We start from the raw sequence: 24,447 nt of genomic DNA on the forward strand, positions 1-24,447 counted from the left end.
TCGAGGAGACAAGCCATGAACCAGCCCATGAAGGCGATGCTGGGCATCGCGCTGGCGGCGATCCCCGCCGCCGCTGCCTTGGCGCAGGGCGTCACGCTCGGCGGCGTCGCCGATTCCGCCGTCCGTCACGTCCGCAACGAGGGCCTGGGCGGCTTGAGCTCGCTGGTCAGCGGCTCGAATGCGACCAGCCGCTTCATCCTGCGCGGCACCGAGAACCTGGGCGGGGACCTGTCTGCCGGCTTCCACTTGGAGAGCGGCGTCGCGCTGGACACCGGGGCCAGCACCTCCAGCACCAACTTCTGGGACCGGCGCGCCACGCTGAGCCTGGCGAGCAAGCGCTGGGGCGAGCTGCGCCTCGGCCGGGACTACGTGCCCAGCTACGTCAACTGGGTCCGCTACGACCCCTTCAGCCACGTCGGCGTGGCCGGCTCCAACAACTTCGTCTCGGCCACGCCGGTGGGGCCGATCCGCTCGGCCTTCGGCACGGCGCCGAACACCACCACGCGCTCCAGCAACTCGGTGCAGTGGCTGATGCCCAGCGGCTGGGGCGGACTGGAAGGCGGCGTGATGGTGGCTGCCGGCGAAGGCGGCACGGCGGCCAACGGCCAGCACAAGGTGCTTGGCGCGCGGCTGGGCTATGCCGCCGGGCCGCTGGTGGTTTCCGCCGCCTTCACGCGCACGGAGAACAACCTCACCACCGCCACCGGCCGCTTCGACGACCGCGTGGTGGCCGGCCTCTACGACTTCGGCCCGGTGCGCGTGTCGCTGGCGCTGCGCCGCTTCGACCAGGCCGATGCCACGCAGGACAACCTGATCGTGGGCGCCTGGGTGCCGGTGGGCAACGGCGAGGTCAAGGCTTCGTGGCTGCGGGCGAAGTTCTCCGGCCGGGTCGGCGCCGCGTCGCTGGAAGGCAATCGCGCGGACCAGTACGGGCTGGGCTACGTGCACAACCTGTCCAAGCGCACGGCGCTGTACGGCACCCTGTCGTACATCGACAACCGCAACGTGGCCTACGTGGTGCCCGGCGGCCCCGGCGGCCTTGCGGCGGGCGGCTCGTCTCGCGGTATTGAAATGGGCATGCGCCACAATTTCTGAGTGGTGCCGGACCGGCGAATAAATAACGGGCTCACGCCATGCTCGCCGGTCCGAGAATCGACAGCGCCGCCTGGCGTTCCGTCCTGAATTTTGAATTGCCTGATTATTCCGGTGGCCGGCGTACCCGGCTGCCGGCGCAGCGCTTGGTGATTTACAGCGCCAAGGCTGAAGACTGAGATTTCAAGGATTGGCAGTGCTCCAATCCGGTTTTCGTCTGCGCCGGGTATTCCGGTGAGCTCAAAGATGGTTTAGGGGTTTCCCTAGGCAAGCTGACAGCAGACTGACAGCGCTGCGCCGAATACTGTGCGTTATTGCACTGTCCAGGGCGTCCAAGCGGACCAAGCCAAGAAATTCTGCCTGTTGCGACGACAGGCGGCCGGGCCGGTTTTGTCCCGTCATTTCACTGGCGTCCGCCGGCAGCGACCGTATAGCAAGTTTCGTGTTCTCGGAAATCGGCGAAGCGAATTCAGCTTCACCCCCTGGTTCAACCTGAAGGAGATTCCATGCAACTCACCGGCATGCTTTACGGCGCGCAATTGCTGCGGCACGTCGATTTTCCGACCGCGGAGGTGCTCGGCCCCGACGCGTCGGAAGACGACATCCAGGCGCTGATCCGCCGCCACGGACAGGTGTTCATCAAGCCGCTGTTCAAGGGCGGCGTGGGCAAGAAGGGCAAGTCCGGCCTGATCGGCCGCGCCAAGGACTTGGCGCAAGCGCTGGCGGAGAAGGAGCGGCTGTACTTCGCCGAGCACCGCCACGGCAACGCCACGGCCAAGGCCAACGGCGTGACCTTCGAGGGCGGCGTGCCGGCCGAGCACGAGGTCTACTTCGCCATCACCGACGACACGCGCTACCGCGCCCCGACGATGACGCTCACGCACCGCGGCGGCGTGGACATCGAGGAGTTGGACAAGTCGGAGATCGCCACCGTGCCCTTCGACGCGCTCACGGGCCTCAAGGCCTTCGTGGTGGCCAACGCGCTGACCGACATCGGCGCGCCCAAGGAGATCATCTCGCCGCTGGTGCAGCACCTGCCCAAGCTGTGGGAGCTGATGCACCACTACGGCATGACGACGCTGGAGCTGAATCCGATCCGCATGCGCGTGGACGGCAACGGCAAGCTCACGCCGGTGGCCTGCGACTTCAAGTGCGGCTTCGACCGCGATGACCCGCGCGTGGCGCGGCTGAGCCTGCCGCGGCACCTCTTCGCTGCCGACATCGGCGCCTTCGAGCAGGAGGTCAACGAGCTGCGCACGCACCAGGGGCAGTCGGACGTGTTCGTCATCAACGAGCGCGGCACCATCCTGGCGCCCACCTTTGGCGGCGGCGCCAACTCGCTGGTGACGGAGGTGCTGGGCGAGGCCGCGAGCATCTCCTCGGACTTCGGCGGCAACCCGCCCTACGAAAAGATGAAGCAGGTGGCCAAGATCTGCTACCGGCACTTCCTGGCGCAGTCCAACGTGCTGTTCATCATCGGCGGCAAGTCCAACAACACCGACATCCACGAGACGCTGCGCGCCATGGGCGACGCGCTGCGCGAGCACTTCGCCACGCACGGCCCCACGCCGCTGTACGTGGTGGTGGGCCGCGGCGGCCCGAACCTCGTGCGCGGCTTCGGCGCCTTGGCCGACACCTGCGAGGCGCTGGGGCTGCCTTACCGCTTCTTCGGCTTCGACAGCGCGATCTCCGAGGTCGTCAACTACGCCAAGCGCATCGACGAGTGGATGAAGGCCGGCGGGCGCGCGGCCATCGCTGCGCAGCTCGGCATCAAGAACGCCGCCTGACGACCTGGCTTAGGAGACACGACCATGCATGCACGAGGCATTTCCAGCTTCCCGTACTACCTGGGCATCAACTCGCTGGCCGACGTGGCCACGCGCGGTGACCGGGTGTGCGTCCTCAACATCCTGGGCGGCGAGTCGCGCCAGGTCACGCCCACGAGCCACGCGTTTTCCGGCGGCAACGTGGTGTTCGGCACCTCGCCCGGGCGCGGCGGCCAGGTGCTCAAGACGCCCGCGGGCGACATCCCCGTCTTCAACAACGTGCGCGAGGGCCTCAACGCGGGCCTGGAGTTCAACACCGGCGTGGTGTACCTGCCGCCCTCGGGCGTGCGCGACGGCGTGGCCGAGCTCATCCGCGTGAACCCGGGGCTGCGCAAGATCGTCATCATCACCGAGAAGATCGCGGTGCATGACGCGCGCGAGATCCGCGCCATGGCGCAGAGCGCGGGCATCGACATCATCGGCGGCAACTGCCTGGGCGTGGCCGACTCGTGGAACCGCGTGCGCATCGGCGGCGCGCTGGGCGGGGACCTGCCCGAGGACTCGCTGCTGCAGGGCTCGGTGGCGATCTTCTCCAACTCCGGGGGCTTCACCACCACCATCGCGCAGTACCTCGCCAGCGAGGGCTGGGGCACGACCACGCTGGTGTCCTCGGGCAAGGACGTCTACATCCACTACGCCGCGCGCGACTTCGCGCATGCGTTCCGCAACGACGGCCGCTCGCGCGCCGCGGTGCTGTACGCCGAGCCCGGCGGCTACTACGAGCACGCGCTGGACTTCGGCAAGCCGGTGGTGGCGTGCGTGGTGGGGCGCTGGAAGTCCAAGCTCACGCGCGCGGTGGGCCACGCCGGCGCCATGGCCGGCTCCGGCGACAGCGCGCAGGACAAGGAACGGTGGTTCATGGAGAGCCTGGGCGTGGACGCGCTGTTCACACCCGAGAACCCGGTGGTGTCGAAGAAGGGCGCGGTGGTGACCAACATCGCCCACATCCCGGCGGCGCTCACCGCCGTGATGGCGCTGAGCGGCGCCAAGCCCGACTTCCCGCGACGCGGCAGCCTGAGCCTGAAGCCCTGGCTGGCCAACGACCAGGGGCTGGAGCTGCCGGCCGAGCTGGTGCTGGCGCCGGTGCCCGCGCCCGAGCCCTATGGCGCGCAGATCGCCGCGCTGTCCAAGCAGGTGGGTGCCGTGGTCGCGCGCCAGAACATGAAGGACAAGTCCGGCGCCTCGCAGATGGACCCGGCCACGCAGGTGACCTCGGTGCACGGGCACCCGGTGCTGGACCTGGCGCTGCAGCCGCTGCAGGCGGTGTTCGCGCTGCCGCTGGTGCACGAGGTGGCCGGCCCCAACGACCGCGCGCTGCTGGACATCGCGGTGGCGGCGGAGGTGAACCTCGTGGGCGACCCGGTGCTGGTGGCCGCGCAGGCGGCACGCGACGCGGGCAACGCGCCCAACGCCGTCATGGCCGCGGCGGCGTCCATCGTCGGCCCCAGGCGCGTGGAGCGCGCGCTGGCGTGCACGCGCACGCTGATCGAGCTGTTCCTGGGCTCGGGGCTGAGAGACGGTAGCCAGGAAGGCTTTGACTTCTCTGGCATCACTCTGGACGAGGCCACGCGCGCGCTGTTCACGCAGCGCGAGGACGAGGCCAAGGACTCGCACCCCAAGGCTATGCTGCAGGCCGTGCGCCAGCGCAAGGTGAAGTCGGTGTTCCTGGACTTCCTGCTGGCGCAGGACATCACGCTGTCGCGCGACGCCATCCTGGCGGCCATCGCGACGACCATCGCCTGGGGCCCGCTGCTGCGCAAGCGCATCACGCGGCTGACCGCCGAGACACTGCCCTGGTACCTGCGCCTTTACGGCGTGATGGTGGGCGCCTCCATCCCGGCAGAGAAGCACCAATGGGGATCGCTGGCCGGCATCTCGCAGGCCGAGCGCTACGGCAGCTGGACCATGGCCGACCTGTGTGCCCTGGCCGTCACAGGGCGCAAGCCCACGGCCGAGGAGTCGTTGCCGCTGCAGATGCTCATCGGGCTGCTCGTGTCCAACGGCCCGGGCTCGATCTCCGCGCAGGGCGCCAAGGGTGCGGTGTCGGCCGACGGCCCGCAGACGCCGGGCAGGGTGCAGATCAACAAGGGCATGGTGGGCTTCCTCACGCACACCGGCTACAGCCACGGCGGCAACGGCTTCGAGGGCATGGCCTTCCTGCTGGAGCAGTTCAAGGGCGTGGACCTGCAGGACCCGAGCGACCCCCATCACGGCCTGGACCTCAAGGCCATGGCGACGGCCTTCGCCAAGGCCTACAAGGCCGAGAAGCGCGCGGCCAAGGAGGCGGGGCAGGAGCTGCGCGCGCTGCCCGGCGTGCACCACCCGGTGTTCAAGGGCAAGCCGGTCAACGTCGATCCGCGCGAGCGCTTCATCGCTGAGTTCATGGCGCAACACGGGAAGTACAACGTCTTCCACGCCTTCTACCGGGAGCTGGCGCAGGCGCTGTACGACGTGGGTGCGACGCCTTACGTGTTCTGCGTCAACGTGGACGCCGTAATTGCCGCACTGCTGTTGGGGTTGCTCTGGAAAGACTACAAGGCCGGCCTGCTCGACGTGCGCGACCTGGAGAATGCGGCCTTCACCGTGTTCCTGTATGGCCGGATGATCGGCGCCGCCGCGGAAATCGATGACCACCTCAACCGTGGCCGGAACATGGACACGCGCACGCCGGAAGCCGCCTGCTCGCACGTTCTCTGAAACCCCCTCACGAAGGAACCCAGGCGATGGACCTGCCCGCGCACCAGCTCACCATGACGGTGCTGATGACCCCCGACACCGCCAACTTCTCCGGCAACGTGCATGGCGGCACGATCCTGAAGCTGCTGGACCAGGTGGCCTACGCCTGTGCCAGCCGCTATGCGGGGCGCTACGTGGTGACGCTGTCGGTGGACCAGGTGATGTTCCGGCAGCCGATCCACGTCGGCGAGCTGGTGACCTTCCTGGCCAGCATCAACCACACCGGCACCTCGTCGATGGAGGTGGGCATCAAGGTCATCGCGGAGGACATCCGCAGCCAGGTGGTGCGCCACGTCAACAGCTGCTTCTTCACGATGGTGGCGGTGGACGACGACCGCAAGCCCGCGCCGGTGGCACCGCTGCGGCCCTTCACGCCCGACGAGCGCCGCCGCTACGAGCAGGCCAAGGTGCGGCGGCAACTGCGGCAGGAGCTGGAGGCGCGGTACAAGGGGATGCGGGCGCCTGAAGCGGAGTGAAGGGGCAAGTGCTGGCGCGAAGCCTTCAACCGGCGCGGGCTTGGCGCACGGCCGACGCTGCCGCCCGCAGCGCCAGCAGGTAGCTCTCCACGCCGAAGCCGCAGATCTGGCCGCGCACGATCTCGGCGAACACCGACTGGTGGCGGAAGGCCTCGCGGGCGTGGATGTTGGACATGTGCAGCTCCACGATCGGGCAGCCCAGGATGGCCAGCGCATCCCGGATGCCGTAGCTGTAGTGCGTCCAGGCGCCGGCGTTGATGAGCACCGCGTCCACGCCATCGGCATGGCCCCGGTGGATGCGCTGCACCATCTCGCCCTCGCTGTTGCTCTGGAAGCTCTCGACCTCGGCGCCAAGCTCCTGGCCCAGCGCCTGCAGCCGCTCGTCGATTTGCGCGAGCGTGATGGTCCCGTACTGCTGCGGGTCGCGCTTGCCGAACATGTCGTGGTTGATGCCGTGAAGCATGAGGATCTTCATCGAGGGGTTCCTGCGGAAAATGAAAGGCCGCCTTCGACAGGCGGCCGCTGGTGTCAAAAGGCGCTTACTTGCGCAGCTTGGCCAGCTCGGCTTGCAGCGCGGCAACGGTGTCGGCACCCACGATGGCGGTCTGCTTGTCGATGACAGGCTTGACCTTCTCGCGCAGCTTGGCGATCTCGCCCGGCGGCAGTTCGGTGACTTGCATGCCGGCCTTCTTCAGATCTTCCACCGCGACTTCGGCCTCCTTGCGCGAAACGCCGCGCTGGTAGGTGGTGGCCTGCGCCGCGGCGTCGGTGATCAGCGCCTTTTCGTCAGCGTTGAGCTTGTCCCAGAACTTCTTGCCCACGATCAGCGCCTGCGGGTTGTAGATGTGGCGCGTGAGGGCGAGGTACTTCTGCACCTCGTAGATCTTGTTGGCCTTGATGACGGTGGCCGGGTTTTCATGGCCGTCGATCGCCTTTTGCTCCATCGCCGGGTACACCTCGGGGAAAGGCATCGGCGTGGCATTGGCACCCAGCGCGTTGAAGACGTCCACGTAGATCGGCGACTGGATGACGCGGATCTTCAGTCCAGCGATGTCCTCTGCCTTGTTGATGGGACGCTTGCTGTTGGTCAGGTTGCGAAAGCCCAGGTCCCAGTAGTTCAGGCCCACCAGGCCCTTGGGGTCCAGCTTGGCAAACAGGTTCTTGCCGAAGGCGCCGTCGGCCACGGCGTCGGCTTCCTGCGCGTTGTTGAACAGGAAGGGAAAGTCGTAGACCGCAAATTCCTTGACCTGGGCCTGCAGGATGCCGGCGTTGAGCACCGTCATCTCGATCGTGCCGCCCTGCAGCGCCGACACGGTCTGCACGTCGCCGCCGAGTTGCCCGGACGGGTAGAGCTTCACGGTGATCTTGCCGCCGGACTTCTGCGCCACGAGGTCGGCGAACTTCTGCGCGCCCTGGCCCTGCGGGTGTTCCTTGGGGTTCTGGAACGCGAACTTGATGGTGTGCTCGCGGATGTCGGCGGCGTGCACGGCGAGGGGCAGCACGGCCGCGACGGCGGCGGCCACGAAGGTGCGGCGGACGAGTTTCATGCGCTTGTCTCCTGAGTTGGGCGCTGGCTGGGAATCGTTTTGTCTTGAGATACAGCTGCCCGGGCCCTTGAGAGCCCGGGCGTCAAGCGGCAGTGCGGTCGCTGGCGCGCTGGGTGGGACTTGGCGTCAGGCCAGCGGTACCGTGAGCTGCCGGATCAGCGGCGCCGTGTCCGGGCGCACGCCGCGCCACCACTGGAAGGCCTCGGCGGCCTGCTCCACCAGCATGCCCACGCCGTCGGCCAGGCGCTGCACGCCGGCCCCCTGCGCCAGGCGCAGGAACGGCGTCAGGCCCTTGGCATAGGCCAGCTCATAGGCCAGCTGCGCGCTGCCGAACACGCTGGCGGGCACCGCGGGCAGCTCGCCGGTGAGGCTGGCCGAGGTGGCGTTGAGCACGATGTCGAAGCGCAGGCCTTCAAGGTCTTGCAGGCCGCAGCCGCGGATGGAGCCGGCCCCCTCGCACTGCCGTGCCAGCGCCTGGGCCTTGGCTGCGGTGCGGTTGGCCAGGACAAACTCCGCCGGCTGCTGGGCCAGGAAAGGCAGCAGCGCGCCACGCGCCGCGCCGCCGGCGCCCAGCATCAGCACCCGCTTGCCCTGGAGGCTGAAGCCCAGGTTGCGCTGGATGTCGTTTACCAGCCCGATGCCGTCGAAGTTCTCGGCACGGACCCGGTCGCCCTCGAAGGACAGCGCGTTGGCCGCGCCGGCCAGCCGTGCTGCCTCGGACACGTCGCTGGCGTAGGCGAACGCGTCGAGCTTGAAGGGCGCGGTGATGTTCACGCCCTTGGCGCCGGCGGCACGGAAGGCATCCACCGTCTCCTTGAACCGGCCCAGCGGCGCTTCGAGCCGGGTGTACTCGATGTCCTGCCCGGTCTGGCGGGCGAACTCTGTGTGGATCAGCGGCGACTTGGAAAAGCCTACCGGGTTGCCGACGATGGCGTAGCGATCGGTCATGACGGTTCTCCTTGCAACTGGGCAACGGCTTCCTCGGCGTGGAGCACGCCCTCGGCCACCAGGCGGTCGATGTCTTCGGCGCCATAGCCCAGGCTCTGCGCAATGGCACGGTTGTGCTGGCCCATCAGCGGGGCAGGCACGGTCTGCTTCGTGTCGCAGTCCGAGAAGCGGAACGGCGTGTTGGGCAGCTTCACGGTGCCCAGCACCGGGTGCTCGTGCTCGGTGACGACCTCGCGGGCGATGATCTGCGGGTCCTGCAGCACCTCGTCGATGCGCTGCACCTTGGCGCAGGGCACGTCGATGGCGTCCAGCGCAGCCAGGCACTCGGCCACGCTGCGCGCCTCGGTCCAGGCCCGCACCACGGGCAGGATCTCCAGCCGGTGCTCGTTGCGCCCTGCGGCGGTGTGGAAGCGCGCGTCGGCCGCGAAGGCCTCGCCGCCCACCAGCCGGGCCAGCCGCTTCCACGCGTCGTCCACCTGCGCCGCGATCACCAGGTAGCCGTCGGTGGCGGTGAAGACGCCGTAGAGCGTGCTGGTGGGCAGGTCGTGACCGGTCTGCACCGGCACGTCCTTCCCGCCGGAGAGCGTGTAGCACTGGATGGCGTACTCGTGCATCGACACCAGCGTGTCGTAGAGCGCCATGTCGATGTGCCGACCCTTGCCGCTCTTGACGCGGCCCAGCAGCGCGGCGCAGACCGCGGCCACGCCGTGCGCGCCGGTGTAGAGGTCGCCCAGCGCGATGCGCAGCAGCGGCGGCGCCTCGCCCGGCTGGCCCACCATGGCCATGATCCCGCTCTTGGCCTCGGCGATCAGCCCGAAGCCGGCACGGTGCGAGTCCGGCCCCGTGTGGCCGTAGGCCGAGACCGAGCAATAGACCAGGCCCGGGTTGCGCGCGGAAAGCGCCTCGTAGCCCAGGCCCAGCTTGTCCAGCGCGCCAGGGCGGTAGTTCTCGACGAACACGTCGGCCGTGTCCACCAGCTTGTGCATCAGCTCCAGCCCGCGCGGGTCCTTGAGGTTGATGCACAGGCCCTGCTTGCCCATGTTCTGCTGCAGGTAGTAGCCGCTTTGCCCGTTGATGAAGTAGGCGTGCTGGCGCCCGGCGTCGCCGGTGGTCGGGCGCTCGACCTTGATGACCTCGGCGCCCATGGCGGCCAGGCAGCGGGAGAGGTAGGGGCCGGCCAGGAAGTGGCTGTAGTCGATGACGCGGATGCCGGCCAGCGGCAGCGCTTGCAAGTTGCTCATGGAGTGCTCGTGCTTCGTTGCGGACGTACTCAGGCGCCAGCCGGGCGCAGCGGGATCATCAGCCGGTGCTCGCCCTTCTGGACGACCTCGCCGCGCTGGTTGATCAGCTCCGATGGCAGGATGACGATGCCCCAGCCCGCGCGGCTCTTGCTGCGGCGCGCGGTGCCGACGCGGAACTTCACGCGCACCGTGTCGCCGAGCTTGATGGGCGCCACGAAGTCCCAGCTCCAGCCCATGGACATGCCCGGCTGGAAGCGCAGCGCGCTGCGGGTCTTCAGGCCGTCGGCGATGGACAGGCCGAACAGGCCGTGCGCGACACGGGTGCCGAACGGCGTGGTGCGGGCGTAGTCCTCGTCGGTGTGCACCGGCGTGAAGTCGCCGGTGAGTTCGGCGTAGGCCATCACGCGGGCTTCGGTCACCTCGTACTCGGGACTGGTGCACTCGGCACCTTCCTGGACTTCGTCCCAGTACAGCTCGGGGGTGCCGGGATCGGGGCTGTGGCTCATGTCGCGTTCGTTCCTTCGGGTTGTGTCTGGGGCTCAGGCGCGCGGGTCCACCGCCAGCGCCTCGTCCACCGCGTTGCCGGTGGCCTGCAGGATTTCCACCGCCAGCCCGTCGGGCAGGCGCAGCCAGTTGCGGCCCTGAGGCATCTCTTCCACACCGAAGGGCTTGGCGGCTTCCAGCGCGGCTTCCAGGTCGCTGGTCATCACGCCCAGGTGGGCCAGGCGGCCTTCGGGGCCTTCGAAGCCCGGGTCCTGGATGAACTGCATGCCGCCGATGGTCCAGACCTGGCGCGGCGCCTCGGGGTCGCCGTCGACCATGCGCGTGCTCATGCCCAGCACCTCGCGGAAGAAGCGCAGGTGCCACTGCAGGTCCTTCACGCGCACGGCCACGTGCTCGACGTAGGAACGGGTGTTCGCCGTCATCGGGTGTCTCCTTCGGAGTGGTTCAAGCGGGGTTCAGGCGGCTTGCAGCCGGCGCTCGATGCCCTTGATGCAGGCCACCAGCGTGCGGTTGACGGGCGTGGGCACGCCCAGGCGCTCGCCCTGGCGCACGACGGCGCCGTTGATGAAATCGACCTCGGTGATCGAGCCCTTCTCCAGGCTCTGCAGCATCGAGGTCTTGAACTGCGGCGGCAGTCCGGCGCTGGCCTTGAGCCAGGGCTGGCGCGCATCGGTCATGGAGAGACGGACGCCCTTGGCCTGTGCCACGGCGATGGCCTCGGCCACGGCCGCCAGCGCGGCCTCCTCGATCTCCGGCACGGCGTACAGGTCGCCGTAGCTGAGGCCCGTGATGCCGGCCAGCGCGCCGGTGGCCACGTTGACCAGCAGCTTGTCCCACATCGTCCCGAGGATGTTGTCGCTGACGATGCAGCGCAGGCCGGCCTTCTCGAAGGCCTTGGCCACCGCCTGGGCGCGGAAGCTCACCGTGCCGTCAAGCTCGCCGATGAGCGTTTCCTTGTCCTGGACGCCGATGCGCACCCGGCCCGGCGCCAGCAGCACGCCGCCGACGTAGGTCTTGCCCGCCATCACGCGCTGGCGGCCCGCGACGGCGATGAGCTCGTCCTCGTGGCCCAGGCCGTTCTGCAGCGACATCACCACCGTGTCGGGACCGACGACCGGGCCGGCCGCCTCGATGGCGCGCCGGGTGTCGAAGGACTTCACCAGCACGATGACGAGGTCCACCGGCTCCAGCGCGGCGCAACTGGTGGCGGCGCGGACCTTCACGCCGCGCTCCACGCCGTCCTCGACCAGGCGCAGGCCGTCGCGGTTCATGGCGTCCACGTGCGCGGCGTTGCGCGTCACCAGCGTCACCTCGCAGCCGCCCTCGGCCAGCACGCCGCCGATCGCGCATCCTAGGGCGCCCGCGCCCAGCACACAGATCTTCAAGCTCATTCCTTCGTCATTGGCTGCTGCCGGCCTTGGCAGCGAATGGCCGCGACGATAGGCAGCGACGAAGATGCTGGCAATTCAATGGCGGCAATACACTCCATTGCGATTCGCAATGAAGAAAGCTGCTTTCCCATGAGCACCGACGACACCCTGCTGCCGGACCTGAAGCTGCTGCGCCTGTTCGAGCTGCTCTACGGCACGCGCAGCGTCACGCGCGCGGCCGAGCAGCTGGGGCAGAGCCAGCCCACGGTGAGCATCTGGCTGGGCCGGTTGCGGGAGCTGCTGCACGACCCGCTGTTCGTGCGCACGCCCGCGGGCATGCAGCCCACGCCGCGGGCGGAGGCGCTCATCGGCACCGTGCGGGACGCCCTGGCCTGCATGCGGCGGCTGGCGGAGACGGCGCCGGAGTTCGATCCCGCCCAGGCGCAGCGGCGCTTTCGCATCTGCATGACCGACGCCAGCCACGTCACGCTGCTGCCGCAGATGCTCGCGCACGTGCGCGCGGTGGCGCCAGGCGTGCGGCTGGAGGCCGCGCGCATCGACGCGGACACGGCGCGTGCCCTGGAGGCCGGCGACGCCGACCTGGCCATCGGCCTGGTGCCGGGGCTGGAAGCGGGCTTCTACCAGCAGACCCTTTTCGCGCAGGACTGGGTCTGCCTCGTCAATCGGCGCCATCCGCGCCTGGCCGACGGTCGGCTCACGCTGCGCCGCTACGAGGCCGAGCCGCACGTGGCCATCGCCTCGGGCACCGGCTACCAGCTGCTCGCCGCGACGCTGAAGGAGCGCGGCATCACGCGCGACGTCCACCTGGAGCTGCCGGGCTTCCTGGGCCTGCCCGCCATCGTCTCCACCACCGACCTCGTGGCCACGCTGCCGCGCCACATCGGCGAAACGCTGGCCCGCACGGCGGATCTGCTGGTGCTCAAGTGCCCGCTGCCCATCCCGGGCTTCGAGGTCAAGCAGCACTGGCATGCTCGCTTCCACCACGACGCCGCCAACCGCTGGCTGCGCGGCGTTTGCGCGGCGCTGTTCATGCAGGAGGGTGCGCCGCGCAAGGCCGCGGCACAGCCCGCCGGATGATGATGGCCGCGCCCGCTCTTCAGGACCGGTCCGCGGTCAGCGTCGAAGCCCGTTGAGCGTGGCGGGCCAGGTTGGCGGGGTGCCTGGCTCGACCACGGACCGCAGCGCAGCCGCCGTCACTCACGCAACCTCGGCTGCACCCAGCACCGCCCCCGCCGGCTCCAGCGCCGCCTCCACCGCCTCATCCACCCGTTCCAGCCACACGAAGCGCAGCTTCTCCCGGGCCTCCTGCGGGATGTCCTCCAGGTCGCGCTGGTTGCGCGCGGGCAGCATCACGGTGGTGATGCCTGCGCGCAGCGCGGCGAGCACCTTTTCCTTGATGCCGCCCACGGGCAGCACCAGCCCGCGCAGGCTGATCTCGCCCGTCATCGCCACGTCCGCCCGTACCGGCCGGCCACTGAGCAGCGAGCTGAGCGCGACGTACATCGCCACGCCCGCGCTGGGCCCGTCCTTGGGCGTGGCGCCCGCGGGCACGTGCACGTGGATGTCCGCCTTGTCCAGGCTGTCCGCGGCGATGCCCAGCTCGGCCGTGCGGCCCTTCACCAGCGACAGCGCGGCCTGCACGCTTTCCTTCATCACGTCGCCCAGCTGCCCGGTGAGGATCAGCCGGCCGCTGCCCGGCGTGCGCGCCGCCTCGATGAACAGGATCTCCCCGCCCACCGGCGTCCAGGCCAGCCCGGTGGCCACGCCCGGCACGCCGGTGCGCATCGCCACCTCGGCCTCGAAGCGCTTGGCGCCCAGGATGGCGTGCAGGTCGCCCGCGTCCACGTCCATGCGCTGCACGCTGCCCTCGGCAATGCGCACCGCCACGTGGCGCACCACGCTGCCGATCTCGCGCTCCAGGTTGCGCACGCCGGCCTCGCGCGTGTAGTCCGCGATGACGGCCGCCAGCGCCGCGTCGCTCACCGTGCACTGCTCCGGCGTCAGCCCCGTGGCCGCGAGCTGGCGCGGCAGCAGGTAGCGGCGCGCGATCTGCAGCTTCTCCTGGTTGGTGTAGCCCGGCAGCTGGATCACCTCCATGCGGTCGCGCAGCGGGCCCGGGATGGTGTCCAGCATGTTGGCCGTGCACACGAACATCACCTTGGACAGGTCGTAGGGCACCGCCAGGTAGGTGTCGCGGAACGTGCTGTTCTGCTCCGGGTCCAGCACCTCCAGCAGCGCCGCGTTTGGGTCGCCATGCATGCCGCCCGATCCGAGCTTGTCGATCTCGTCGAGCATCATCACGCAGCGGTTGGTACCGGCCTTGCGAAGCGCCTGGATGATGTTGCCGGGCAGGGCGCCGATGTAGGTGCGCCGGTGGCCGCGGATCTCCGACTCGTCATGCACGCCGCCCAGGCTCACGCGCGAGAAGACGCGCCCCGTGGCCTTGGCGATGCTCTGTCCGAGCGAGGTCTTGCCCACCCCTGGCGGCCCGACGAAGCACAGGATCGGGCTGCGCCCGGACGGGTTCAGCTTGTGCACCGCCAGGTACTCCAGGATGCGGCGCTTGATCTTCTCCAGCCCGAAGTGGTCCTGGTCCAGGATGCGCCGGGCCTCGGCGATGTCGATGGGCGCGGCGTCCTCGGTGCGCCAGGGCAGCTCGGTCAGCCACTCCAGGTACGTTCTCACCATCGAGCTCTCGCCCGCGCCTTCGGGCATGCGCTCCAGCCGCTTGAGCTCCTTGCGCGCGGCCTTCTCCACCTCTTCCGGCATGCCGGCCTGGGTGATGGCCTCTTCCAGCTCGGCGACTTCGGCGGCGTTCTCGTCGTCCTCGCCCAGCTCCTTCTGGATCACGCGCATCTGCTCGCGCAGCAGGTGCTTGCGGTTGACGTCGCCGATGTTCTCGCGGGTGCGGTCCGCCACCTCGCGCGAGACCTTGAGCACTTCCAGCCGGTGCGTGACGGCGCTGATCAGCCGGTCCAGCCGCGACTTCAGGTCGAAGCTCTCCAGCAGCGACTGCTTCTCTGCCACCGGGAGGTCGAGCACGCTGGAGACGGCATCGGCCAGCTGCGAGGGCTGGTTCAGCGCTTCCAGCGCCGTCGTCATCTCCGCCGGCACCTGCGGCAGCAGCTGCAAGGTCTCCATGGCGCGGGCCTTGAGCGTGCGGGCGCGGCCTTCGATCTCCGGATCGTCGCGGTCCGGGTCGTCGATGTACTGCACCTGCGCCACCAGGAAGGGCCAGCCTTCCAGGAACTGCAGCACGCGGAAGCGCCGCAGGCCGCGGCCGACCACGCGGTGCGAGTCGTCCGGACCCGCGAGGTAGCGCAGCACGGACACGCTGGTGCCGACCCAGTGCAGGTCGTCCGGGCGCGGATGCTCGGCCTCGCGGCGGCTTTGCAGCAGCACGCCCACGGGCTTCTCCTGGCGCACGGCTTCCTGCACCGCGGCCTGCGAGTCGGGGCGGGCGATGAGCAGCGGCACCACGGTGTTGGGGAACACCACGGTGTCGTACAGCGGCAGCACGATGAGCGCGTCCTCGGGCAGCGGACGCAGGGGCGGGCGCGGCTCGCGCGGCGCCGTGGCGGGCGCGGCGCCGGCAGCAGCGGCGGGGCTGGTGCCCTCCAGCGCGGAGGACGGGACCAGCGGTGACGAGGCTGAAAAGTTCACGTGGTCTTCCTAGAGTTTGATCAGGTGCAGCACCAGGCAGCCGTCGCGCAGCGTGGGCGGGTTGAGCTCGAAACGGCCCGGCGGCAGCGCGATGCGCCGCTCGAACATGCCGTGCGGAATCTCCAGGCTGCGCACGCGGTGCCCGTGGCCCGGCAGCAGCAGCGGGCGGGAGCCGCGCACCAGCAGCGCGCCGTTCTCGCGGCTCACCTGCACCCGCTCGGCCGGCACGCCCGGCATGGCGACGACGATCACGATCTCGTACTCGTCCTCCACCATGTCCATCGGCGGCTGCCAGATCGCGGCGCCCGCGCCGGGGCCGCCGCTGGGAAAGAACTGCTGGTGCAGCCGGTCGGCCTGGCTCAACGCCTTGCAGGCCTCCATCCACATCCAGGCTTCGAGATCGTTTCTGCTGGGCATCGGGGCTCACCTCGGGACGCAGCGTGGTAGCTGCCGTCCGGTCTTGAAGCAATCAACGCACCCTTCGGCGCCAGGCGCCGGGGGCCAAGTTCTCGGTAGATAGGGGCGAATTCCGGGAGGCCAAGACCCCGCTCGGTCATGGCCCGCCGCGCACTCAGGACTTTCCCGTGCGGGAATGCCCTGATGGGTAGCGCTATCACAGCCGCCTAGGATGCAACCCAACTGGTCAGACCACTTTGCCAGCTAACCAATATGCCCATCCAGGCCATCGAACCCCGCCGCCTCTACCGCCAGATCGCCGATCAGCTGCGGGCGCTGATCGACGGGGGCGAATTCGCTCCCGGCTCGCGGTTGCCGGCCGAGCGGGATCTGGCGCAGCAGCTCGGCGTGTCGCGGCCCTCGGTGCGCGAGGCGCTGATCGCGCTGGAGGTCGAGGGCGTGGTCGAGGTACGCATGGGCTCGGGCGTCTACGTGCGCTCCCGCGCGGCCCGTGCGGTGGCGGTGGCGGTGGCGCCGGCGGTGGAAGGCGAAGGCCCGCTGGAGACGATCCGCGCGCGCCAGGTGCTCGAAGGCGAGCTGGCCGCGATGGCTGCACTGGCGAGCAGCCCGGCGCTGGTGGCCGCGCTCACCGAGGCCGTGGACCAGATGGAGCAGGACATCGACGCCGGGCTGATGCCGCTGCGCGGCGACCGGCTCTTCCACCTGCGCATGGCCGAGGCGGCGGAGAACGCGCCGCTGCTGCGCGTGGTGACGCAGCTCTTCGACGAGCGCAACAACCCGCTGTTCGAGCGCCTTGGGCGGCATTTCGAGAACGCCGACAACTGGCGCGCCGCCGTGGCCGAGCACCGGCGCGTGGTGCAGGCCGTCGCCGTCGGCGACGCTGCGGCCGCGCGCGCGGCGATGCGCGAGCACCTGCAGCGCTCGCACGACCGTTTCACCGTCAACTGGCCCGCCACCGACGCGGCGCCGCTGCTGGCGCCCGAGCGCATCACGCCGTGAGCGTGGTGCCTTGAACCGTTGCGGCCACGGGGGTGGCCGCAGCCCGACCGATTCAACCAAAGGCCTGCCACAAGGGCCGACCACAGGAGACGACATGGACCGACGCCTTGCCTTCAAGACCGCCCTGGCCGCCGTGGCGCTGGCCGCCGCCGGCACCGCCGGCGCGCAGACCAAGCTCAAGTGGGCCCACGTCTACGAGACCTCCGAGCCCTTCCACAAGTGGTCGGTGTGGGCCGCCGACGAGATCAAGAAGCGCAGCGGCGGCAAGTACCAGATCGACGTCTACCCGGCCTCGCAGCTCGGCAAGGAGAACGACATCAACCAGGGCCTGGCGCTGGGCACGGTGGACATGATCATTTCCGGCTCCAGCTTCGCGGCCAAGAGCTTCCCGCGCATCGGCGTCACGTACTACCCCTACACCTTCCGCGACGTCAACCACCTGCTGGCCTACACCAAGAGCGACATCTACAAGGAGCTCACCGCGGGCTACGAGCAGAAGTCGGGCAACCACATCGTGGCCACGACCTACTACGGCGTGCGCCACACGACCAGCAACAAGCCCATCGCCAAGTGCGCGGACATGAAGGGCCTGAAGATCCGCGTGCCCGACGTGCCGGCCTACCTGGCCATGCCGCGTGCCTGCGGCGCCAACACCACGCCCATCGCCTTCGCCGAGGTGTACCTGGCGCTGCAGAACGGCACCGTGGAGGCGCAGGAGAACCCGCTGCCCACCATCGAGGCCAAGAAGTTCTTCGAGGTGCAGAAGCACATCGTGCTCACCGGCCACATCGTGGACCACCTCAACACCGTCGTCTCCGGCGCGCTGTGGAAGAAGCTGCCCGACGCCGACAAGGCCATGTTCACCGCGGTGGCGCAGGAGGCGGCGGAGAAGGCCTCGCAGGAAGTCGCCGCCAAGGAGAAGGAGCTCGTGGCCACCTTCAAGGCCAAGGGCCTGACGGTGACGGAGGTGGACAAGAACGAGTTCCGCGACACCGTGCTCAAGAACGTGCCCTTCGAGCAGTTCGGCTACCAGAAGGCCGACTGGGAGCGCATCCAGGCGCTGGTGAAGTAAGCGCGAGGCAAGCACAGCCATGGCCGTGACGCACGACCACTTGCACCGGCACGCCGCGCCGGGCGAGGACACCGCTGCTCCCAACAGCGCGGAGGCCGAGGCCGAAGCCCAGGCGATTGCCGCGAGCTTCGCCGAGGCCGACGAGCACCACGTGGACCTGTCGTCCTACGCGCTGGAGGACTGGATCTGCCTGGGCTTCTTCTGGCTCATGACGGGGCTGGTGGTGACGCAGTTCTTCACCCGCTACGTGCTCAACGACAGCTTCGCCTGGACGGAGGAGCTGGCGGTGTACTGCCTGATCCCGGTGGTGTTCATCGGCGCGGCAGCCTGCGTGCGGCGCAGCCGCCACATCCAGGTCAACCTGGTGTACCGCTGGCTGCCCGGCGCGCCCGGGCGCGCGCTGGCGACGCTGGTGGACCTGCTGCGCACGGCCTTCTTCGCCTACGCGGCGTGGCTGATCGCGCGCTACGCGCTGGCCGTGGACAACGAGCCCATGACCACCATCGACTGGAACAAGAGCCACGTCTACTGGCTGGCCTTCGCCGGCATGGCGCTGATGGCGCTGCGCTCGGTGCAGGTGAGCGTGGAGCACTGGCGCCAGGGGTTCAGCTCGCTGGAGCGGCCTGAGGCCTACGAGTAAGGGCAGAGCAGCATGCTGATCCTCATTGGTTCCTTCCTCGCGCTGATGCTCATCGGCGTGCCGGTAGCCGTCGCGATGGCCGGCGCCTCGCTGCTGTTCATCGCGGTGTCGGGCTCGGTGCCCGACATCGTGGTGGCGCAGCGCATGATTGCCGGCATCGAGTCCTTCCCGCTGCTGGCGGTGCCCTTCTTCATCCTGGCCGGCAACCTGATGAACATCGCCGGCATCACGGGGCGCATCTACAACTTTGCCGTGGCGCTGGTGGGCTGGATGCGCGGCGGCCTGGGCCAGGTCAACATCATCGGCTCGGTGATCTTCTCGGGCATGTCGGGCACGGCCATCGCCGATGCCGCGGGCCTGGGCTCGATCGAGATCAAGGCCATGAAGGACCATGGCTACGACACCGAGTTCGCCGTGGGCGTCACCGCCGCCTCGGCCACGCTGGGCCCGATCATCCCGCCCTCGCTGCCCTTCGTCATCTACGGGATGATGGCCAACGTCTCCATCGGCGCGCTGTTCCTGGCCGGCGTGCTGCCGGGCATCTTCATGACGCTGCTGATGATGTTCACGGTGGCCTACTTCGCCCGCAAGAACAACTGGGGCGGCGACGTCGCTTTCCACTGGGGACGGCTGGGCGGCGCGGCGCTGGAGATCGCCATCGTGCTGGCCTTCCCGATGGCGGTGTGGCTCATGACCAAGGCCGGCGTCTCGCCCAACCTCGCCGCGGGCATCGGCTTCGCCGTGCTGCTGGCGCTGGACTGGAAGTTCAACTTCTCGGCCGTGATGGCGCTGATGGCGCCGGTGATCCTCATCGGCGGCATGACCATGGGCTGGTTCACGCCCACGGAGGCGGCGGTCGCGGCCGTCATCTGGGCGCTGTTCCTGGGACTGGTGCGCTACCGCAGCATGACGCTGCGCACGCTGGCCAAGGCGAGCTTCGACACGGTGGAGACCACCGCCTCGGTGCTGTTCATCGTCACGGCCGCATCCGTCTTCGCCTGGCTGCTGACCACCACGCAGGCGGCGCAGATGCTCACCGACGCGATCTTGTCCATCACGGACAACAAGTGGGTGTTCCTGCTGCTGGCGAACCTGCTGATCCTGTTCGTGGGCTGCTTCATCGACACCATCGCCGCCATCACGATCCTGGTGCCTATCCTGCTGCCCATCGTGCTCAAGCTCGGCATCGACCCGATCCACTTCGGGCTGATCATCACGCTCAACCTGATGATCGGGCTGCTGCACCCGCCGCTGGGCATGGTGCTGTTCGTGCTCGCGCGCATCTCCCGGCTCTCGGTGGAGCGCACCACCATGGCGATCCTGCCCTGGCTGGTGCCGCTGATCGGCGCGCTGATCGCCATCACCTACATCCCCCAGATCACGCTGTGGCTGCCGCAGCAGCTCGGGATGCTCAAGTGATTTGTGAGCTTTCCTCCCGTTCGCCCTGAGCCTGTCGAAGGGTCAGGGCCCAGCCGGGCAGCAGGGGGCAGCGACAAGCTCAGCCCGAACGGGGTTTATCGGTTGTTTCTCAGTAAGGACTGCTTGATGAGACTGCAGGGCAAGACCGCCTTCGTCACCGCGGCGGGGCAGGGCATCGGCCGCGCCACGGCGCTGGCCTTCGCACGCCAGGGCGCCCAGGTGATCGCCACCGACATCGACGCCGCGCTGCTCGATGCGCTGGCCGGCACCGCCAACTGCCGCGTGATGCGCCTGGACGTGCGCGACGCCGCCGCCATCCAGGCCGCCGCGGCGCAGGCCGGGCCGGTGGACGTGCTGTTCAACGGCGCGGGCTTCGTGCACGCGGGCGACGTGCTGGACAGCACCGACGCGGAGCTGGACTTCGCCTTCGACCTCAACGTGAAGTCGATGGCCCGCACCATCCGCGCGTTCCTGCCAGGCATGCTGGCCCGGGGCGGCGGCTCCATCATCAACATGGCGTCCGTCGCGGGCAGCATCAAGGCGCCCGTCAACCGCTTCGTCTATGCCACGAGCAAGGCGGCGGTGGTGGGGCTGACCAAGTCGGTGGCGGTGGATTTCGTCAGCCGCGGCATTCGCTGCAACGCCATCTGCCCCGGCACGGTGGAGTCGCCCTCGCTGCGCGAGCGCATCGCCGCGCAGGCCTCGGCCAGCGGCAAGACCGAGCAGGAGATCGAGGCACTGTTCGTGGCGCGCCAGCCCATGGGGCGCCTGGGCAGCGCGGAGGAGATCGCCGCGCTGGCGCTGTACCTGGCCAGCGACGAGTCCGGCTTCACCACCGGCACCACGCAGGTCATCGACGGCGGCTGGTCCAACTGAACCCTTTCCACTCCCTGAACAACACCCCATGAAGCTTCTTCGCCATGGCGCCCGCGGCGCCGAACGTCCCGCCCTGATCGACGCCCAGGGCCAGGTCCGCGACCTCTCGGGCGTGATCCCCGACATCACCGCCGACACGCTGCGCCCGGAGAACCTGCGCCGGCTGCAGGAGGTCGATCCGTCCACGCTGCCCGTGCTGTCCGAGCCCGCGCGCATCGGCACGCCCTGGAAGGGGCTCGGAAAATTCATCTGCGTGGGCCTGAACTACGCCGACCACGCGGCCGAGTCGAACCTGCCCGTGCCCAAGGAGCCGGTGCTGTTCATGAAGGCCAACACCGCGCTGACCGGCCCCAACGACCCGGTCGTGCTGCCCCAGGGTTCGGTCAAGACCGACTGGGAGGTGGAGCTGGGCGTGGTGATCGGCCGCCGCGCCCGCTACGTCAGCGAGGACGACGCGCTGGACTACGTCGCCGGCTACTGCGTGGTCAATGACGTGTCCGAGCGCGAGTACCAGCTGGAGCGCGGCGGCACCTGGGACAAGGGCAAGGGCTGCGACACCTTCGGCCCCGTCGGCCCCTGGCTGGTGACGCGCGACGAGGTGGCCGATCCGCAGGACCTCTCGATGTGGCTGGAGGTCAACGGCCGGCGCTGGCAGGACGGCAGCACGCGCACCATGGTGTTCGGCGTGAAGGAGCTCGTGAGCTACATCAGCCGCTTCATGACGCTGGAGCCGGGCGACCTCATCAGCACCGGTACGCCGCCCGGCGTGGGCCTGGGCGCCAAGCCCAACCCGGTCTACCTGAAGGCCGGCGACGTGATGCGGCTGAGCATCCAGGGCCTGGGCGAGCAGCGGCAGGCGGTGCACGCCTGGAGCGCGGCCCTGCTCGAAGACTGAACTGACGAGGAGACCGGCCATGGAGCCCGTGATCCGCATCCATCCCGCCGACGACGTGGTCATCGCGCGGCAGCAGCTCGTCTCCGGCACGCGCATCGCGGGCCTGGGCTTCACCGTGCAGGGCCTGGTGCCGCCGGGGCACAAGGTGGCGGTGCGCGACATCGCCGCCGGGCAACCGGTGCGCCGCTACAACCAGGTCATCGGCAACGCCACGCGCGACATCGCGGCCGGCCAGCACGTGCACGTGCACAACCTGGCTTTCAGCGACTTCGAGCGGGCGCTGGAGGTGGGCGTGGACGCGCGGCCCACGGCCTACGTCACGCCGCCCGCCACCTTCGAGGGCATCGTGCGCGCCGACGGTCGGGTGGCCACGCGCAACTACATCGGCATCCTCAGCTCGGTGAACTGCTCGGCCACGGTGGCGCGCGCGATCGCGGACCACTTCAAGGGCCATCCGCGCCTGCCGGCGGACGCGCAGCCGCTGGCGGCCTTCCCGAACGTGGACGGCGTGGTCGCGCTCACGCACGGCCTGGGCTGCGCCACCGACAGCGAGGGCGAGGCGCTGAAGCTGCTGCGCCGCACGCTGGGCGGCTATGCGCGGCACCCCAACTTCGCAGCGCTGCTGGTGATCGGTCTGGGCTGCGAGACGAACCAGATTGCCGGGCTGATGGCGCAGGAGGGGCTGGAGGCGTCCACGAAGCTTCACGTCTTCAACATCCAGGACAGCGGCGGTACGGCGCAGAGCGTGGCGCACGGCGTGGCGCTGGTGGAAAGCCTGCTGCCGGAGGCCAACCGCGCGCGGCGCCAGCCGGTGCCGGCGAGCCACCTGACGGTGGGGCTGCAGTGCGGCGGATCGGACGGCTACTCGGGCATCAGCGCCAACCCGGCGCTGGGCGCGGCAGTGGACCGGCTGGTGACGCATGGCGGCAGCGCGATCCTGTCGGAGACGCCCGAGATCTACGGCGGCGAGCACCTGCTCACGCGCCGGGCGGTGAGCCCGGAGGTGGCGGGGCGGCTGATCGAGCGCGTGCGCTGGTGGGAGCGCTACACCGCGCGCAACGACATGCAGATGGACAACAACCCCAGCGCCGGCAACAAGGCGGGCGGGCTGACGACCATCCTGGAGAAGTCGCTGGGCGCCATCGCCAAGAGCGGCACCACGGCACTGGTGGACGTGCTGGAGTACGCGCAGCCCGCCACCGCGCGCGGCCTGCTCTACATGGACACGCCGGGCTACGACCCGGTGTCCGCCACGGGCCAGGTGGCCGGCGGGGCGAACCTGATCTGCTTCACCACCGGCCGCGGCTCGGCCTACGGCTGCGCGCCGGCGCCGAGCCTGAAGTTCTCTACCAACACTGCGCTGTGGAACCGCCAGCGCGACGACATCGACCTGAACTGCGGCGGCATCGTGGACGGCGAGGCCACGGTGGACGAGGTGGGCGAGGCCATCTTCAGGCAGATGCTGGCGACCGCCTCGGGGCAGAAGACCAAGAGCGAAGGGCACGGCTACGGGCAGCACGAGTTCGTGCCCTGGTCGCTGGGGGCGGTGATGTAGGGCGGGCGCGCCCGTTCCCGACCTGAGCCATCGTCAACCCGAAAGGACTTCATGAGCGACGACGCACCTGATCTCATCCACTGCCCCGCCGAAACGCTGCGCACGTGGGGCCGCGCCTGCCTGCAGGCCATGGACGTGCCCGAAGCCGACGCCCGCTGCGTGGCCGACGCGCTGGTGCAGACCAGCCTGTGGGGCGTGGACTCGCACGGCATCGCGCGGCTGCCGCATTACCTGAACCGGCTGCAGGCCGGCTCGGTGAAGGCGCGGCCCGCCATCCGCGACGACCTCACCGGGCCGTGCACGGCGCAGGTCCATGGCGACCGGGGGCTGGGCATCGTGGTGGCGGAACACGCCAACCGGCTGGCGATGCGGCTGGCGCGCGAGGCGGGCGTGGGCGCCGTGGGCGTGAGCGACAGCTCGCACTGCGGCGCCATCGGCCTGTACGTGCGCGCGGCGGCGAAGGAAGGGCTGATCGGCATCGCCTTCACGCATGCGGACAGCATTGCCGCGCCGCACGGCGGGCACCGGCCGTTCCTGGGCACCAACCCGATCGCCATGGCCTTCCCGCGCGCCGACGGCGAGCCGGTGTGCCTGGACATGGCGACGACCTCCATTCCCTGGAACCGCGTCATGAACGCGCGCCGCGAGGGCCGCGGCCTGCCCGAAGGGGTGGCGGTGGACGCGCAAGGCCACCCCACCACTGACGCCGACGCCGCGGGCGCGCTGCTGCCGCTGGGCGGCAGCGACTACGGGCACAAGGGCTACGCGCTGGCGCTGGTGATCGAGCTGCTGTGCGGCCCGCTCAACGGCAACCCGTGGGGGCCGCACATCCCGCCGATGTACGCGGACCTGCACCGCCCGCGCGAGCTGGGTGCCTTCTTCCTGGTGCTGGACCCGGCGCGCTTCGCCGGCGGCGCCACGCTGGCGGCCACGGTGGCGCTGATGGCGCAGACGCTGGCCGCCGAGCCGGGCGCGCCGCGCATGCCGGGCGACCCGGAGCTGCAGCGGCAGGCCGAGCGCGAGCTGTCCGGCATCCCGCTGGAGCCGGGGCTGGTGGGGCAGATGCGGGAGTGGAGCGAGCGGCTGGGCGTGCGGGCGCCGGGGTGACGGCGCCGTGACAGGGCGGGGAGGGGCGGCCGGCTCGCCCTCC

The 24,447-nt window shown here is 69.6% G+C and carries 23 protein-coding genes; 14 read left to right on the top strand and 9 right to left on the bottom strand.

The genetic code is table 11. The features are described from left to right. The first annotated feature begins 15 nt into the window (after window positions 1-15). From H537_RS0129990 to H537_RS0130005, 5 genes are all read left to right on the top strand, one after another. The gene (locus H537_RS0129990; RefSeq protein ID WP_051243615.1) at window positions 16-1,095 is read left to right on the top strand and encodes a porin; all 1,080 of its coding nucleotides are present in this window, start codon (window positions 16-18) and stop codon (window positions 1,093-1,095) included. Between the two features lie 38 nt (window positions 1,096-1,133). Further along, window positions 1,134-1,271 (top strand): hypothetical protein, encoded by a 138-nt coding sequence (locus H537_RS53540; RefSeq protein ID WP_156902009.1) that lies wholly within the window; start codon window positions 1,134-1,136, stop codon window positions 1,269-1,271. A 327-nt stretch (window positions 1,272-1,598) separates the two neighbouring features. After that, window positions 1,599-2,879, top strand: a complete 1,281-nt coding sequence (locus H537_RS0129995) for an ATP-grasp domain-containing protein (RefSeq protein ID WP_029000825.1) — start codon at window positions 1,599-1,601, stop codon at window positions 2,877-2,879. A gap of 24 nt (window positions 2,880-2,903) precedes the next feature. Continuing rightward, on the top strand, window positions 2,904-5,615 hold the full coding sequence (locus H537_RS0130000; RefSeq protein WP_029000826.1) for a CoA-binding protein: 2,712 nt from the start codon (window positions 2,904-2,906) through the stop codon (window positions 5,613-5,615). Window positions 5,616-5,641: 26 nt separating this feature from the next. Further along, the gene (locus H537_RS0130005) at window positions 5,642-6,130 is read left to right on the top strand and encodes an acyl-CoA thioesterase (protein ID WP_029000827.1); all 489 of its coding nucleotides are present in this window, start codon (window positions 5,642-5,644) and stop codon (window positions 6,128-6,130) included. Window positions 6,131-6,155: 25 nt separating this feature from the next. On the opposite strand, the gene aroQ is transcribed toward H537_RS0130005, so the two are convergent. The 7 genes from aroQ to H537_RS0130040 form a co-directional block, all read right to left on the bottom strand. Further along, window positions 6,156-6,605 (bottom strand): type II 3-dehydroquinate dehydratase, encoded by a 450-nt coding sequence (gene aroQ / locus H537_RS0130010; protein ID WP_029000828.1) that lies wholly within the window; start codon window positions 6,603-6,605, stop codon window positions 6,156-6,158. A gap of 64 nt (window positions 6,606-6,669) precedes the next feature. Next, entirely contained in the window at window positions 6,670-7,677 is a 1,008-nt protein-coding gene (locus tag H537_RS0130015; RefSeq protein ID WP_029000829.1) for a TRAP transporter substrate-binding protein, read from the bottom strand. A 126-nt stretch (window positions 7,678-7,803) separates the two neighbouring features. Further along, window positions 7,804-8,625, bottom strand: a complete 822-nt coding sequence (gene aroE / locus H537_RS0130020) for a shikimate dehydrogenase (RefSeq protein ID WP_029000830.1) — start codon at window positions 8,623-8,625, stop codon at window positions 7,804-7,806. Then, the gene (locus H537_RS0130025; RefSeq protein WP_051243665.1) at window positions 8,622-9,857 is read right to left on the bottom strand and encodes a CaiB/BaiF CoA transferase family protein; all 1,236 of its coding nucleotides are present in this window, start codon (window positions 9,855-9,857) and stop codon (window positions 8,622-8,624) included. The genes aroE and H537_RS0130025 overlap by 4 nt, the downstream gene beginning before the upstream one ends. A 38-nt stretch (window positions 9,858-9,895) precedes the next feature. Further along, a complete protein-coding gene (locus tag H537_RS0130030; RefSeq protein ID WP_029000832.1) occupies window positions 9,896-10,372 on the bottom strand; it encodes a MaoC family dehydratase in 477 nt (158 codons plus the stop codon). A 33-nt stretch (window positions 10,373-10,405) separates the two neighbouring features. After that, window positions 10,406-10,792, bottom strand: coding sequence for a VOC family protein (locus H537_RS0130035; RefSeq protein ID WP_029000833.1), 387 nt, complete (start codon window positions 10,790-10,792; stop codon window positions 10,406-10,408). 33 nt (window positions 10,793-10,825) lie between these two features. Beyond that, window positions 10,826-11,755 (bottom strand): ketopantoate reductase family protein, encoded by a 930-nt coding sequence (locus H537_RS0130040; protein WP_029000834.1) that lies wholly within the window; start codon window positions 11,753-11,755, stop codon window positions 10,826-10,828. A 135-nt stretch (window positions 11,756-11,890) separates the two neighbouring features. On the opposite strand from H537_RS0130040, the gene H537_RS0130045 reads away from it, so the two are divergent. Continuing rightward, window positions 11,891-12,838 carry a LysR family transcriptional regulator gene (locus H537_RS0130045; protein ID WP_029000835.1) on the top strand — a complete coding sequence of 316 codons (948 nt, stop codon included), beginning with the start codon at window positions 11,891-11,893 and terminating at the stop codon, window positions 12,836-12,838. Window positions 12,839-12,958: 120 nt separating this feature from the next. Here H537_RS0130045 and lon read toward each other — a convergent pair whose 3' ends face one another. Both lon and H537_RS0130055 read right to left on the bottom strand, forming a co-directional pair. Beyond that, window positions 12,959-15,310: an endopeptidase La gene (gene lon / locus H537_RS46320; protein ID WP_211235110.1), complete on the bottom strand. Its 2,352-nt coding sequence runs from the start codon at window positions 15,308-15,310 to the stop codon at window positions 12,959-12,961. Window positions 15,311-15,433: 123 nt separating this feature from the next. Next, window positions 15,434-15,841, bottom strand: a complete 408-nt coding sequence (locus H537_RS0130055; RefSeq protein WP_029000836.1) for an Hsp20/alpha crystallin family protein — start codon at window positions 15,839-15,841, stop codon at window positions 15,434-15,436. 252 nt (window positions 15,842-16,093) lie between these two features. On the opposite strand from H537_RS0130055, the gene H537_RS0130060 reads away from it, so the two are divergent. From H537_RS0130060 to H537_RS0130095, 8 genes are all read left to right on the top strand, one after another. Next, window positions 16,094-16,840: a FadR/GntR family transcriptional regulator gene (locus H537_RS0130060; protein WP_029000837.1), complete on the top strand. Its 747-nt coding sequence runs from the start codon at window positions 16,094-16,096 to the stop codon at window positions 16,838-16,840. Window positions 16,841-16,934: 94 nt separating this feature from the next. After that, complete coding sequence (locus H537_RS0130065; protein WP_029000838.1) at window positions 16,935-17,912, top strand: sialic acid TRAP transporter substrate-binding protein SiaP; 978 nt, start codon at window positions 16,935-16,937, stop codon at window positions 17,910-17,912. 19 nt (window positions 17,913-17,931) lie between these two features. Next, on the top strand, window positions 17,932-18,552 hold the full coding sequence (locus tag H537_RS0130070) for a TRAP transporter small permease (RefSeq protein WP_029000839.1): 621 nt from the start codon (window positions 17,932-17,934) through the stop codon (window positions 18,550-18,552). A gap of 12 nt (window positions 18,553-18,564) precedes the next feature. Continuing rightward, window positions 18,565-19,971 (top strand): TRAP transporter large permease, encoded by a 1,407-nt coding sequence (locus tag H537_RS0130075; protein WP_029000840.1) that lies wholly within the window; start codon window positions 18,565-18,567, stop codon window positions 19,969-19,971. A gap of 126 nt (window positions 19,972-20,097) precedes the next feature. Next, entirely contained in the window at window positions 20,098-20,847 is a 750-nt protein-coding gene (locus tag H537_RS0130080; protein WP_043460613.1) for an SDR family oxidoreductase, read from the top strand. A gap of 28 nt (window positions 20,848-20,875) precedes the next feature. Beyond that, window positions 20,876-21,742 (top strand): fumarylacetoacetate hydrolase family protein, encoded by an 867-nt coding sequence (locus H537_RS0130085; RefSeq protein WP_029000842.1) that lies wholly within the window; start codon window positions 20,876-20,878, stop codon window positions 21,740-21,742. 19 nt (window positions 21,743-21,761) lie between these two features. Next, the gene (locus tag H537_RS0130090) at window positions 21,762-23,297 is read left to right on the top strand and encodes a UxaA family hydrolase (RefSeq protein WP_043460616.1); all 1,536 of its coding nucleotides are present in this window, start codon (window positions 21,762-21,764) and stop codon (window positions 23,295-23,297) included. 51 nt (window positions 23,298-23,348) lie between these two features. After that, window positions 23,349-24,404 carry an Ldh family oxidoreductase gene (locus H537_RS0130095; protein WP_043460618.1) on the top strand — a complete coding sequence of 352 codons (1,056 nt, stop codon included), beginning with the start codon at window positions 23,349-23,351 and terminating at the stop codon, window positions 24,402-24,404. Window positions 24,405-24,447: the final 43 nt, after the last annotated feature.

Origin of the sequence: Azohydromonas australica DSM 1124, assembly GCF_000430725.1 — a bacterium.
In the GTDB taxonomy this organism is placed as follows: Bacteria; Pseudomonadota; Gammaproteobacteria; order Burkholderiales; family Burkholderiaceae_C; genus Azohydromonas; species Azohydromonas australica.

What these genes read in the sequence shown, in the direction of transcription:
- H537_RS0130005 (WP_029000827.1), top strand. Translation starts at nt 5,642, where the DNA reads ATGGACCTGCCCGCGCACCAGCTCACCATGACGGTGCTGATGACCCCC.
- H537_RS0130000 (WP_029000826.1), top strand. Translation starts at nt 2,904, where the DNA reads ATGCATGCACGAGGCATTTCCAGCTTCCCGTACTACCTGGGCATCAAC.
- H537_RS0130055 (WP_029000836.1), bottom strand. Translation starts at nt 15,841, where the DNA reads ATGCCCAGCAGAAACGATCTCGAAGCCTGGATGTGGATGGAGGCCTGC.
- H537_RS0130085 (WP_029000842.1), top strand. Translation starts at nt 20,876, where the DNA reads ATGAAGCTTCTTCGCCATGGCGCCCGCGGCGCCGAACGTCCCGCCCTG.
- H537_RS0130035 (WP_029000833.1), bottom strand. Translation starts at nt 10,792, where the DNA reads ATGACGGCGAACACCCGTTCCTACGTCGAGCACGTGGCCGTGCGCGTG.
- H537_RS0130075 (WP_029000840.1), top strand. Translation starts at nt 18,565, where the DNA reads ATGCTGATCCTCATTGGTTCCTTCCTCGCGCTGATGCTCATCGGCGTG.
- H537_RS0130060 (WP_029000837.1), top strand. Translation starts at nt 16,094, where the DNA reads ATGCCCATCCAGGCCATCGAACCCCGCCGCCTCTACCGCCAGATCGCC.
- H537_RS0130015 (WP_029000829.1), bottom strand. Translation starts at nt 7,677, where the DNA reads ATGAAACTCGTCCGCCGCACCTTCGTGGCCGCCGCCGTCGCGGCCGTG.
- H537_RS0130090 (WP_043460616.1), top strand. Translation starts at nt 21,762, where the DNA reads ATGGAGCCCGTGATCCGCATCCATCCCGCCGACGACGTGGTCATCGCG.
- H537_RS0130045 (WP_029000835.1), top strand. Translation starts at nt 11,891, where the DNA reads ATGAGCACCGACGACACCCTGCTGCCGGACCTGAAGCTGCTGCGCCTG.
- H537_RS0130030 (WP_029000832.1), bottom strand. Translation starts at nt 10,372, where the DNA reads ATGAGCCACAGCCCCGATCCCGGCACCCCCGAGCTGTACTGGGACGAA.
- aroE (WP_029000830.1), bottom strand. Translation starts at nt 8,625, where the DNA reads ATGACCGATCGCTACGCCATCGTCGGCAACCCGGTAGGCTTTTCCAAG.
- aroQ (WP_029000828.1), bottom strand. Translation starts at nt 6,605, where the DNA reads ATGAAGATCCTCATGCTTCACGGCATCAACCACGACATGTTCGGCAAG.
- H537_RS0130065 (WP_029000838.1), top strand. Translation starts at nt 16,935, where the DNA reads ATGGACCGACGCCTTGCCTTCAAGACCGCCCTGGCCGCCGTGGCGCTG.
- H537_RS0130070 (WP_029000839.1), top strand. Translation starts at nt 17,932, where the DNA reads ATGGCCGTGACGCACGACCACTTGCACCGGCACGCCGCGCCGGGCGAG.
- H537_RS0130080 (WP_043460613.1), top strand. Translation starts at nt 20,098, where the DNA reads ATGAGACTGCAGGGCAAGACCGCCTTCGTCACCGCGGCGGGGCAGGGC.
- H537_RS0129995 (WP_029000825.1), top strand. Translation starts at nt 1,599, where the DNA reads ATGCAACTCACCGGCATGCTTTACGGCGCGCAATTGCTGCGGCACGTC.
- H537_RS0130095 (WP_043460618.1), top strand. Translation starts at nt 23,349, where the DNA reads ATGAGCGACGACGCACCTGATCTCATCCACTGCCCCGCCGAAACGCTG.
- H537_RS53540 (WP_156902009.1), top strand. Translation starts at nt 1,134, where the DNA reads ATGCTCGCCGGTCCGAGAATCGACAGCGCCGCCTGGCGTTCCGTCCTG.
- H537_RS0129990 (WP_051243615.1), top strand. Translation starts at nt 16, where the DNA reads ATGAACCAGCCCATGAAGGCGATGCTGGGCATCGCGCTGGCGGCGATC.